Annotated in this window: 11 protein-coding genes; 2 read left to right on the top strand and 9 right to left on the bottom strand. The window is 68.0% G+C overall.

The window, feature by feature from the left end:
- Positions 1 to 80: 80 nt before the first annotated feature.
- Positions 81 to 737 carry an amino acid-binding protein gene (locus A5736_RS11160; RefSeq protein WP_076125941.1) on the top strand — a complete coding sequence of 219 codons (657 nt, stop codon included), beginning with the start codon at positions 81 to 83 and terminating at the stop codon, positions 735 to 737.
- A gap of 1 nt (position 738) precedes the next feature.
- Here A5736_RS11160 and A5736_RS11155 read toward each other — a convergent pair whose 3' ends face one another.
- The 7 genes from A5736_RS11155 to A5736_RS11125 form a co-directional block, all read right to left on the bottom strand.
- Positions 739 to 3,645 carry an RND family transporter gene (locus A5736_RS11155; RefSeq protein ID WP_076246193.1) on the bottom strand — a complete coding sequence of 969 codons (2,907 nt, stop codon included), beginning with the start codon at positions 3,643 to 3,645 and terminating at the stop codon, positions 739 to 741.
- Positions 3,646 to 3,651: 6 nt separating this feature from the next.
- Complete coding sequence (locus A5736_RS11150; RefSeq protein ID WP_198938205.1) at positions 3,652 to 4,098, bottom strand: MmpS family transport accessory protein; 447 nt, start codon at positions 4,096 to 4,098, stop codon at positions 3,652 to 3,654.
- Between the two features lie 133 nt (positions 4,099 to 4,231).
- Positions 4,232 to 4,840, bottom strand: a complete 609-nt coding sequence (locus tag A5736_RS11145) for a TetR/AcrR family transcriptional regulator (RefSeq protein WP_139333262.1) — start codon at positions 4,838 to 4,840, stop codon at positions 4,232 to 4,234.
- Positions 4,841 to 4,877: 37 nt separating this feature from the next.
- The gene (ligA, locus tag A5736_RS11140; RefSeq protein WP_076246189.1) at positions 4,878 to 6,989 is read right to left on the bottom strand and encodes an NAD-dependent DNA ligase LigA; all 2,112 of its coding nucleotides are present in this window, start codon (positions 6,987 to 6,989) and stop codon (positions 4,878 to 4,880) included.
- Positions 6,990 to 7,048: 59 nt separating this feature from the next.
- Positions 7,049 to 7,375: a helix-turn-helix transcriptional regulator gene (locus A5736_RS11135; protein ID WP_076246187.1), complete on the bottom strand. Its 327-nt coding sequence runs from the start codon at positions 7,373 to 7,375 to the stop codon at positions 7,049 to 7,051.
- Positions 7,372 to 7,863 (bottom strand): SRPBCC family protein, encoded by a 492-nt coding sequence (locus A5736_RS11130; protein ID WP_076246185.1) that lies wholly within the window; start codon positions 7,861 to 7,863, stop codon positions 7,372 to 7,374. The genes A5736_RS11135 and A5736_RS11130 overlap by 4 nt, the downstream gene beginning before the upstream one ends.
- A gap of 64 nt (positions 7,864 to 7,927) precedes the next feature.
- Positions 7,928 to 8,971, bottom strand: a complete 1,044-nt coding sequence (locus A5736_RS11125) for a methionine synthase (protein WP_076246184.1) — start codon at positions 8,969 to 8,971, stop codon at positions 7,928 to 7,930.
- 109 nt (positions 8,972 to 9,080) lie between these two features.
- Here A5736_RS11125 and A5736_RS11120 point away from each other — a divergent pair, with 109 nt between their 5' ends.
- A complete protein-coding gene (locus tag A5736_RS11120) occupies positions 9,081 to 9,716 on the top strand; it encodes a sensor domain-containing protein (protein WP_139333261.1) in 636 nt (211 codons plus the stop codon).
- Here the strand turns inward: A5736_RS11120 and mnmA are convergent.
- On the bottom strand, positions 9,713 to 10,789 hold the full coding sequence (gene mnmA / locus A5736_RS11115) for a tRNA 2-thiouridine(34) synthase MnmA (protein ID WP_076246182.1): 1,077 nt from the start codon (positions 10,787 to 10,789) through the stop codon (positions 9,713 to 9,715). The two genes, A5736_RS11120 and mnmA, sit on opposite strands and share 4 nt — an antisense overlap.
- The gene (locus A5736_RS11110; protein ID WP_076246180.1) at positions 10,786 to 11,967 is read right to left on the bottom strand and encodes a cysteine desulfurase family protein; all 1,182 of its coding nucleotides are present in this window, start codon (positions 11,965 to 11,967) and stop codon (positions 10,786 to 10,788) included. The genes mnmA and A5736_RS11110 overlap by 4 nt, the downstream gene beginning before the upstream one ends.
- Between the last annotated feature and the right edge of the window lie 34 nt (positions 11,968 to 12,001).

Here is a 12,001-nt window from a genome sequence, read left to right as displayed (position 1 = left end):
GGCGCGGACGTGCCGCTTTCGGGCCGGTCGCGCCCGCCGGCCGAAATGCCGCCGGCGCCCCGCTGTGCCAAAGTGGGCGCGTGCCGTCGTATCTGTTGCGCATCGAGCTGCTGGACCGCCCGGGCAGCCTGGGCTCGCTCGCGGTCGCGCTGGGTTCGGTGGGCGCCGACATTCTGTCGCTCGACGTGGTGGAGCGCAGCTCGGGCTATGCGACCGACGACCTGGTCATCGAGCTGCCGCTCGGGGCGATGCCCGACACCTTGATCACCGCCGCCGAATCGCTGCCCGGGGTCCGGGTGGACAGCGTGCGTCCGCACACCGGCCTGCTCGAAGCGCACCGCGAGCTGGAGCTGCTCGACCAAGTCGCCGCGGCCGCAGACAACGCGTCCCGGCTGCAGGTTCTGGTCGACGGGGCGCCCAAGGTGCTACGGGTGAGCTGGTGCGCGGTGGTGCGGGGTTCCGATGGCGAGCTGCATCGCCTCGCGGCCAGCCCCGGTGCCCCGGAAACCAAAGCGGATTCGGCGCCGTGGCTGCCGATCGAGCGGGCCGTGACGCTCGACGGCAACGCCGAGTGGGTGCCGCAGGCATGGCGCGAGATGGACACCACGATGGTCGCCGCGCCGTTGGGCGATCCGCACACCGCGGTGGTGCTGGGCCGTCCGGGCCCCGAGTTCCGGCCCTCGGAGGTGGCCCGGCTGGGCTACCTCGCCGGAATCGTGGCCACCATGTTGCGCTGAATTAACGAGCCACCGCAGGGGATTTGGGCGCGGCCGGGTCGCCGTCCTCCCACAGCAGCAATTGACGCACCGCCGAACGCGGCCCGTATGGCCGCAGCATCGTGCTAGCCGGGCGCGGGCGCACCCGTTGCGGCCACCAGAACCAGCGACCCAAAAGCGTTGCGACGGACGGTGTCATGAAGGAACGCACGATCAGCGTGTCGAACAACAGGCCGAGGCCGATCGTGGTCCCGATCTGACCGAGGACCTGGAAACCGCTGAACACGAACGCACACATGGTGACGGCGAAGACGATGCCGGCGGAGGTGACCACCGACCCGGAGCCGGCCATCGCCCGAATGATCCCGGTCTTCAACCCGGCATGGATCTCTTCCTTGAACCGCGAAATCAACAGCAGGTTGTAGTCGGATCCCACGGCCAGCAGCAGGATCACCGCCAGCGCCAGCACCACCCAGTACAGCTGGACCCCAAAGATGTACTGCCAGACCAGCACCGAGAGCCCGAACGATGCGCCCAGCGAAAGCGCAACCGTACCAACGATGACCAGCGCGGCGACCAGACTGCGCGTGATGATCATCATGATCAGCAATATCAGGCTCAGTGCGGCGAGCGCCACGATCATCAGGTCGTACTTGGCGCCGTCCTGGATGTCCTTGTACGTGGCCGCGGTGCCGCCGACGTAGACCTTGGCACCGGCCATGGGCGTGCCCTTCAGGGCCTCGTGCGCGGCCTTGGTGATCGGGTCGATGTGTGAGATGCCTTCCGGCGTAGCGGGATCGCCGTCATGGGTGACGATCATCCGGGCCGCCTTGCCGTCGGGCGAGACGAACAGTTTCAGCCCGCGCTTGAAATCGGGATTGTCGAAAACCTCGGGCGGCAGGTAGAAGCTGTCATCGTTCTTTGCGGCATCGAACGCGCGCCCCAGCGCCGTCGCGTTGTCGATCGCCGACTGCGTCTGCGCGTTGATACCGGACTGCGTCGCATGGCTCGCCAACGTCAATGCGCGATTGGTCTCCTGGCTGTCGATCTGCGGCGGTATGAGTGCCACCAGTTTCGGCTGCAGCTCGTCGAGCTTATCCAAAGTGGCCGTGAGGTTTTCGAATTTTTCGGTGAGCTGATCGATGCCGTCCAGGGCGTCCAGAACTGACCTGATCGCCCAGCAGGCGGGGATGTCGAAACAGTGCTTCTCCCAGTAGAAATAGCTGCGGATCGGCCTGAAGAAGTCGTCGAAATTCGCGATCTTGTCGCGCAGGTCCCTGACCGTGTCGACCGTGTCGTGAAAGCTTTGGGTTTCGCTGTGGGTGGCGGCGGCCAGCTGCTGCTGCAGCACGTACTGCTGCCGCAAAATGTTGATCGTCTTCGACAATTCGCCGGCCTGCTTGAGTAGGTCGTCGGCCCGCTCTCGCTGATACGTCAGGTTTTGCTGCTGGGCCGCGCTCTGATTGCTGACCACAAAGGCAAGCGAGCTGTGGTCGATCGGCGTTCCCAGCGGGCGGGTGATGGTCTGGACCTGCGCGACGCCGGGCACGTGGAACACCGCCTTGGCCACCCGGTCCAGGATGAGCATGTCGGCCGGGTTACGAATGTCGTGATCCGTTTCGACCATCAACAATTCGGGCTCCAGCCGGGCGCGCGAAAAATGCCGCTCGGCCGCGGTGTAACCGACATTGGCCGGCGCGCTTTGGGGCATGTAGGGACGGGTGTCGTAACTCGTCTTGTATCCGGGCAACGCAAGCAGACCCACCAGGGCCAACGCGCACGCCGCGGTGAGGACGGGAGCGGGCCAGCGGACGATGGCCGTGCCGATCCGTCGCCATCCCCGGGTTCGCATCGCGCGCTTCGGCTCGAAGATGCCCACCAACGCGCCCAGGGTAAGCACGGCCGGGCCGAGGGTAAGCGAGGCGGCCAGCGCGACGAGAATGCCCAGCGCGGCAGGGATTCCCAGACTTTGGAAATAGGGCAGCCGGGTAAAGCTGAGGCAAGCCACAGCGCCGGCGACGGTCAGACCCGAACCCAAGACGATGTGGGCCGTTCCGTGATACATCGTGTGGTACGCGGTTTCCTTGTCCTCGCCGGACCCGCGCGCTTCTTGATATCGGCCGACGAAGAATATCGCGTAATCCGTTCCGGCGGCGATGACCAGCAACGTCAGCAGATTCGTCGCGTACGTCGACAGCCCGATTATTCCTTCGTTGCCGAGAAACGCGACGAGCCCACGGGCGGCGGACATCTCGATGAGCACCGTGAAGAGCACGAGGAGCGTCGTGAGGATGGAGCGATACACGAAGAACAACATCAGCGCGATCACCCCGATGGTTATCGCGGTGACCTTTGCGGTGCCCTTGCTGCCGACGTCGAACTGATCGGAGATCAGTGGCGCCGCGCCGGTGACATAGGCTTTGACACCCGGCGGTGGTTGCATGTGCTCGACGATGTCGCGGACGGCGCCCACGCCCTCATTGGCCAATGCCGAGCCTTGATTGCCCGCGAGAAACAGCTGGACGTAGGCGGCCTTGCCGTCCGTGCTCTGGGATCCGGCCGCGGTCAGGGTGTCTCCCCAGAAGTCCTGGACGTGCTCGACGTGCTTCTTGTCCTGCTCGAGCTTGCGGATCATCGCGTCATAGAACTGGTGGGCGTCCGCGCCGAGCGGCTTGTCGCCTTCGAGCACGATCATCGCCGAGCTGTCGGTGTCGAACTCGTGGAACGCTTGGCCGATGCGCTTGATCGCCTTCAGCGATGGCGCGTCGGGCGAGTTCAGCGCCACATTGTGTGTTTTACCAACGTCTTCCAGCTGCGGCACCGCAACGTTGGTGATGGCGGCCAGCGCCACCCAGAACAACAGGATCGGCAGCGCAAGCCGGCGGATGGTGTGCGGCACCCGAGGCCGCGACTGTTGATGGTTGCTCATCCAGACTTATCCAGACTTATCCAGGCAGAAGGTGTAGGCGTCGACTTTGTTGACGGTGCGTTCGGCTTTGACTTCACCGTTGACGGTGATGCGGCACCCGAGGGTGTCGCCATTTCCCTGCGCCACAACGTTGCCCACAACCGCGGGCTCGGTCGTGGTGATCGTGTACGACCATGGCAGGGGCGCGTTCTTGACTTCCTGCGGCTGGGCGTTGACGTCAAGGTAGTTGATGGTGGCCACCGCGCCCGGCGAGCCGAAGACCTCGAGGACCACCTGCTTGGGATTGAACGGGACGATCTCATTGGCGAGGCCGCTATTGGCCGTTGTGCTGTAGTGCGAGCCGAAGATTCCGTGCAGGCGGTAGATCGCAAATCCCACGAGGGCGACCACCAGCGCGGCGACCAGGACCATCCAGCCGCGTCTGACGACGGTAGCAATCGAAATCCCCTTCACCCGTTAGCCTTTCGATCATCGGGCGATACGGTCGACCTCGATGCTAGGGCGGCTGCCGGCGCTTCGCGGTCGATGGATAGCTCTGACAGTACGGTACTGAACCGTACTGCACAAGAGACGCGAGCGTACACATTCATCGTCCGAATCGGGTGAGCCCGGGCAGAAGGACGTCGTCGACGAGAACCTGCACGGTGCGACGGGTGGGCGGCCGGCCCGGCATGATGGACCGGAAGATGAGGTAGCCGGGCAGTAGATCCCAGAGTTCGTCGTTGATGGCCTCCTGGGCGATCTCGCCACGATCGACGGCCTGTTGCAGCACGTGCCGTATCAAGGCCTTGCGCTGATCGATGAATTGACGTTGCATCACCTCGTTGAGTGCCGGGTTGCGCGACACCTCGACCATCACCGCGCGGATCGTGCTGGCGAGCTGGCGTGTCTCCTGACAGCAGACCTCACCCAGCCGTAGCAAGTCGCCCCGCAACGTGCCGGTCTCCGGCGCGACCGCGACCTGACGGATGCCCTCGATGAAGGCGGCCAGCACCAGTTCGGCCTTCGACGGCCAGCGTCGATACACGGTGGCCTTGCTGGCGCGGGCGGCGCTGGCCACCTCGTCCACCGTCAACCGGTCATAGCCGTGCTCCTGAAGCAGCCGCAACGTCACCGCAAGCAACTCGGCTTCGCGGGGCGACCACGGTGATGGCTCGCCATACCGATCGGCAGCCTGGGTCATAGCGCACACAATAGGCCCGCCATGGCTGTACGGTCCAGTACCGTACCTATCACTCCGCCGCTTCGGCGGTTTCCTCCTCCCCCGCGGGCGGTCCGTCCTCCAGCAGCCGGCGAAACCCGTCCTCGTCGAGGATCGGCACGCCGAGTTCGACGGCCTTGTCGTATTTGGATCCCGGCGAGTCGCCGGCAACGACGTAGTCGGTTTTCTTCGACACCGAACCCGCGGCCTTGCCGCCGCGCGACACGATGGCCTCCTTGGCGTCGTCACGCGAAAAGCCCGGCAGGGAACCGGTAACCACGATCGTCAGGCCTTCGAGCGTGCGCGGCACGCTGGCGTCGCGCTCGTCTGCCATCCGCACTCCGGCGGCGCGCCACTTGTCGACGATCGCGCGGTGCCAGTCGACGGTGAACCACTCGGTGACGGCGGCGGCGATCGTCGGTCCCACGCCCTCGACGGCGGCCAGCTGTTCGGTCGATGCCCCTTCGATGGCTTGCAGATCGCCGAATTCGGTTGCCAGCGCGCGCGCGGCCGTCGGGCCGACATGCCGGATGGACAACGCGACCAGCACTCGCCAGAGCGGTTGCGTCTTGGCCTTGTCGAGGTTGGCCAGCAGCCGCTTGCCATTGGCCGACACCGCGCCGCTCTTGGTGGTGAACAACTCGGTGCGCAGCAGGTCGTCCTCGGTGAGCGAGAACAGGTCTCCCTCGTCGGAGATCACTCCGGCCTGCAGCAGCGCGATGGCGGCCTCGTATCCCAGCGCCTCGATGTCGAAGGCGCCGCGACCGGCGACGTGAAACACCCGCTCCCGCAGCTGCGCCGGGCAGGAGCGCGAGTTGGGACAACGGATGTCGGCGTCGCCCTCCTTGGCGGGAGCCAGGGTGGTGCCGCACTCGGGACACGTTGTGGGCATGACGAATTCGCGTTCCGAGCCGTCGCGCAGGTCGACGACGGGACCCAGCACTTCGGGAATCACGTCGCCGGCCTTGCGGATCACCACGGTGTCGCCGATCAGCACCCCCTTGCGCTTGACCTCGGCGGCGTTGTGCAGCGTGGCAAGACCCACCGTGGATCCGGAGACGGTAACCGGCGTCATGAACGCGAACGGCGTGACCCGCCCGGTGCGGCCGACGTTGACCCGGATGTCGAGCAGCTCGGTCTGCACCTCCTGGGGCGGATACTTGTAGGCGATCGCCCACCGCGGGGCGCGCGACGTGGAACCGAGCCTGCGCTGCAGCGCCACGTCGTCGACTTTGACTACGACACCGTCGATTTCGTGATCCACGTCGTGACGGTGCTCGCCCCAGTAGGCGATGCGCTCGAGCGCACCGGCCGCGTCCTCGACCCGGGTGGTGTGGTCGGAGACGGGCAGGCCCCACGCCCCCAGCGCCAGGTACGCGTCGTGCAGGGTGGCCGGCCGGAATCCTTCGGTGTGCCCGACCCCGTGGCAGATCATCCGGAGCTTGCGCCGGGCCGTGACCGCGGGGTCCTTTTGGCGAAGCGAGCCCGCGGCGCTGTTGCGCGGGTTGGCGAACGGCGTCTTGCCGTCCTCGACCAGTGCGGCGTTGAGGGCTTCGAAATCGTCGAGCCGGAAGAACACCTCGCCGCGCACCTCGAGCACGTCGGGTATCGGATAGCCGTCGCCGCCCGTCAGCCGCTCGGGCACGTCGTCGATGGTGCGCGCGTTGAGCGTGACGTCCTCGCCGGTGCGCCCGTCGCCCCGGGTGGCCGCGCGCACCAGCCGGCCATTGCGGTAGACCAAAGCCAATGCGACACCGTCGATTTTGAGCTCGCACAGGAATGGGACGTCTTGAGAGCCGGATTGGCCGACCTCGGCGCGGACCCGGGCGGCCCATAGGTCGAACTCTTCGGTGCTGAACACGTTGTCCAGGGACAGCATTCGCTCCAGATGTTCGGCGGACGTGAAATCCGTGGCGAAGCCCGCGCCGCCGACGAGCTGGGTGGGCGAATCGGGCGTGCGCAGTTCGGGATGCTCGTCCTCCAGCGCGCCCAACCGCCGCAGCAGGTCGTCGAATTCCGCGTCGGAGATGATCGGCGCGTCGCGCACGTAGTAGCGGAACTGGTGTTCGCGCACCTCGTCGGCCAGCTCACGCCACTGGCGCCGTACCTCGGATGGGACGGGGTCATCCTCTGGCGAGCTCACCTTCGCAGGCTATCGAAGGGCGATGACAGCGTCTGCGACGCCTTGGCGCACCGGCCCATTCACACCTCTTCGACGAAAGCCCGCAACCGGTCCGCCGCGGCATCCCAGCGCCGTGACAACTGGTTCAGGTAGTCACTGGCCCGGGCCAGCGGCTCGGTCTGCACGGTCCAGATGCGCTCGCGACCCCGCCGGCTGCTGGCGACCAAACCGACCGATTCGAGCAGCTGCAGATGCTTGCTGGCCGCCTGCCGGGTAACCGGAATGACGCTGATGACTTGCGATGTCGAACTCGGACCGAGATCGCAGAGCCGAACGATGATGCGCAGCCGATTGGGGTCCCCGAGCGCATCGAAAACCGGCGCGCCGACCGAAAGCTGTGCGGTCACACCCGCAGGCCTTCGGCGTATCTGCGAACCAGGTCGGCCTGGATCCCCCAGCCCTCGGAGTTGGCGTCGTACGACGCGAAGCGGCGCGTCTCGGGGATGGCGTCGAAACCGGATTCGGTGATGGTGAGCAGCACACCGTCCGGCGTCTCCGACAGGGCGAACTCGACCAGCGTGGTCGGTTCTTGGCCGTAGTCAACGTTCGGGTCGACGGCAAACGGATGCCAGCGGTAGGCGAACCGCCGCTGCGGTTCGATGGCAACGATCTGCCACGTGGAGCGGGTCCCGGCATGCGGCTGCTGGCGCTTGGCGACCTCTTCATCGACGGTGGTCGGGGTGATCGTCGCGCCGACGGGCTTGCCCTCGACGAAGGGCCCGTCGAAGCGGACGCCGAACCAGCGCCCGAACTCCTCGGCGTCGGTGATGGCCCGCCACACCCGGTCCAGCGGTGCTCGCAACAGTGCTTGCTTCTGGATTCGATCGGTACTCATATGCAACCTCCTAGTTGCCTTTCAGCCAAGCACACGGTGACGCGATATGCAACCAATTGGTTGCCTATGTGATCGCGTCCGGGTCTTCGGCGAACGCGTCGGCGGCCTTGCGGGCCAGCTCGATCGCGGTGCGGGCCCACTGCGGCGTGGCCGTCGCCAGCCCGCAGGCGGGGGTGACACCGATGCGGTCGCGCAGCGCCGCGCGGTCGAATCCGAGCCGATCGGTCACCGCGACGACCGCGGCGGCGACCTCTTCCACCGACGGCTTCTTGTCCGGTTGCCGCACGGGGACCACGCCGAGCACGACGGTGCGTCCGGATTCGACGAATGCCGCGACGCCGTCCAGGTCCACGGCCCGCAACGTGCCAGCTTCCACCGACACGGCGCCAATGGTGCTGCGCTGCAACACATTCCACGGCAACCCGGGTGCGCAGCTGTGCACCAGCACCCCAGCGCCCGCAGTTCCAGCGCCCACCGCCGCGACGCACGTATCGAGCAGCGCGCCGGCGACCGCCTCGTCGAGCGCGGCGACCGGGCTCAGCGCGGTCACCCCCCTCAGCTCCCCACCCAACGCCGCCGGCAGCGAGGGTTCGTCGAACTGGACCACGACCGGTGTGTCGAGCCGCCGCGCCAGCGCCGCGCGATGCGAGCCGACGCCTTCGGCCAGCGAGGCCGCCAGATCGCGCACCGCGCCGGAATCGGTGATCGCCCGGTGGCCGTTGGCCAGCTCGAGCTCGGCCGCCAGCGTGATCGGCCCGGGCGCCTGCACCTTGACCACGCGCCCGGCGCCGCGCAGGCCCGCGGTCTCCCACGCCTCTTCCAGGGCGTCCATGTCCTCGTCGAGGAGGCTGACGGCCCGGCGTGTCACCGCCCCGGGCCGGGCGGCGATGCGATAGCCGCGCGGCGCGGTGTCGATGGCCACGTCGACCAGGAGCGCGCCCGCGCGGCCAAGCATGTCGGCGCCGACTCCCCTGGCCGGCAACTCGACGATGTGGGCCAGCGCGTCCGCCAGCTCGCCGACGACGACCTCGGCGGCCTGGCGCGCCTGGATTCCGGGCCACGACCCGACGCCGCTGGCCCTGGCGAACGCGGTGCCGAAAACACTCACCCGGCAACCGTATTCGACCTCGCGTCGCGGGACGCCGGCCAGGGGGTGTCTGCCCCGGGGCCGGTCGAGTAGGTTCGAGCGAGAGAGGTACGTGCAAACGGTGTCGCAGATCCGGGGATTGGCGCGCCCGCTGCTGTTGTGCGGCGCGGCGCTGCTGATCGCGGCGTGCACCCGGGTGGTCGGCGGCACCGCGGTGCCGGGATTCGGCGCCCCCCACCGGGGTGTGCAGGGCGTCAATGTCGACACCATCCTGCTGGATCAGCCACGCATGCAAGCGATTACCGGGGCCGGCCAGCACCTGACGATCATCCCCACGATGGACGACACGTCTCCGGTGGACATCGACGCGCTGGCCGATAACACCCCGCGGGAGTGCCGGTTCCTGTTCGCCGAGACTGCGACGTTCGGGCCCGACATCCAGGAATTCCACAAGACCACCTTCCAGGACCCGCCCGACGGTGCGCTGATCTCCGAGGGCGCCGCGGCCTATCGAGACCCCGACGGCGCGCGGGGTGCGTTCGGTGCGCTGGTGAAGACCGTCGGAAACTGCGCGGACGGGGTGGCCGGTCAAATGTTCGTCGGCGAGTGGAAGGCCGACGCCAACTCGCTGCACATGCGGCCCGGCGGCTGCGGTCGCGACTACCGGGTGCTGTCGGTGGCCCTGCTGGAGGTCACGTTCTGCGGATTCCCGCAGACGGTGTCGGACATCGTGATGACCAACATCGTCGCCAACGTGCCGGGCTAGCCGCGGGTGCCGGTGATGGTGGCGCTGCCCAGCACCTCGTCGCCGCCGGGGTCCGGGCGATACATCACCAGCGTCTGCCCGGGCGCCACGCCGCGCAGCGGGGTACGCAACCGCACGTCGAGCTCGTCGCCGACCAATTCGGCTACCGCACTGGCGGTTTCGCCGTGGGCGCGCACCTGAACCGCGCACTCGACGGGACCCGAGAATGCGGCCCCCGCGGTGAAGACCGGCGCCCGTCCCCGCAACGCAACCACGTCGAGGTCGCCGGCCGCACCCACGTGCACGGTCGCGGTGTCGGCATCGATCGCCGTCACGTAGCGCGGCCGGCCATCGGGTCCCGGCCCTCCGATGCCCAGGCCTTTGCGCTGGCCGATGGTGAAACCGTGCACGCCGTCGTGCATGGCCAGCACCGCGCCGTCTGCGTTGACCACCGCGCCGCGGCGCACCCCGATGCGCTCTCCCAGAAACGCGCGGGTGTCGCCGGACGGGATGAAGCAGATGTCGTGGCTGTCCGGCTTGTCGGCGACCGCCAGGCCGCGGCGGGCGGCCTCGGCGCGGATCTGCGGTTTGGGTGTGTCGCCGATCGGGAATGCGGCGTGGCGCAACTGCTCGGCCGTCAACACGGCGAGCACATAGGACTGGTCCTTGTCCTCGTCGACGGCGCGACGCAGCCGCCCCTGCGACAGCCGGGCGTAGTGCCCGGTTGCCACCGTGTCGAAGCCCAACGCGAGTGCTCTCGCGGACAGAGCCGAGAACTTGATGCGCTGATTGCACCGCACGCAGGGGTTGGGGGTCTCCCCCCGGGCATACGACGACACGAAATCGTCGATCACGTCCGCTTTGAACCGCTCCGCGAAATCCCATACGTAGAACGGGATTCCGAGCACGTCGGCCACTCGGCGCGCGTCGGAGGCGTCTTCTTTCGAGCAGCATCCGCGTGAGCCGGTGCGCAGCGTACCGGGCGCACTCGACAGCGCCAGGTGCACGCCGACCACATCGTGCCCGGCGTCGACCATGCGTGCGGCGGCGACCGACGAGTCGACGCCACCGCTCATCGCAGCGAGGACTTTCATCGACCCGCTCCCGCCGCCGCCAGGGCCGCGCGCCGGGCCCGGTCGACGGCGCCGGGCAGCACGCCCAACACGGCGTCGATGTCGGCGTCCACACTGGTGTGCCCCAGCGAAAGACGCAATGAGCCGCGGGCGCTGGCCGGATCGGCGCCCATCGCGGTCAGCACGTGTGACGGCTGCGCGACACCGGCGGTGCACGCCGAGCCGGTCGAGCACTCGATCCCGTTGGCGTCCAACAGCATCAGCAGCGCATCGCCCTCGCAGCCGCGGAAGGTGAAGTGCGCGTTGCCCGGAAGCCGCAACGGGTCGGCGGCGCCGTTGACGACGACGTCGTCGATGCCGGTGAGTACGCCCTCGACCAGTCGATCGCGCAACGTTCGCAGCCGCGCAGCGTTGGCGGCGAGCCCGTCCACCGCGATCCGGGCCGCCGCCGCCATTCCGACGGCACCGGCCACATCGGGTGTGCCGGAACGGATGTCGCGCTCCTGCCCACCGCCATGCGACAGCGGTACACACGCGACGTCCCGCCGCAGCAGCAACGCGCCCACCGCCGGCGGACCGCCGAACTTGTGTGCGGCCACGCTCATCGCCGATAGTCCGCTAGCGGTGAAATCGACGGGCAGCTGCCCGATTGCCTGAATGGCGTCGCTGTGCATCGGGACGCCGAATTCGGCTGCGACGGCCGCGAGTTCGGCGGCCGGCATGACTGTGCCGACTTCATTGTTGGCCCACATCACCGACACCAGCGCGACGTCGTCATGGCGGGTAAGGACCTCGCGCAGCGCGGCCGCCGACACCGACCCGTCGGGCGCGGTGGGTAGCCAGGTCACTTCGGCGTCCTCGTGTTCGACGAGCCAGTTCACCGAGTCGAGCACGGCGTGGTGTTCGACCTCACTGGTGACGATGCGCCGGCGGCGTGGCTCGGCTCCCCGCCGGGCCCAATAGATCCCCTTGACGGCCAGGTTGTCGCTCTCGGTGCCGCCCGCGGTGAAGATCACCTCCGACGGGCGCGCGCCCAGCTTCTCGGCGATCAGCTCGCGCGATTCCTCGATCCGGCGCCGCGCCGCGCGGCCGCTGGTGTGCAGCGAGGAGGCGTTGCCCACGGTGCCCAGCGCAGCCGTCATCGCCTCGATGGCGGCGGGGTGCATCGGGGTCGTCGCGGCGTGATCGAGATAGACCATGACCCGCCCCACGATACCTGCAGGCCAGGGCTGC

The sequence above is a fragment of the Mycobacterium sp. SP-6446 genome (genome assembly GCF_001954045.1).
Lineage (GTDB): Bacteria > Actinomycetota > Actinomycetes > Mycobacteriales > Mycobacteriaceae > Mycobacterium.
The sequence above is the reverse complement of the archived record's forward strand: the minus strand, read 5'-3'. Positions and strand labels throughout refer to the sequence as shown.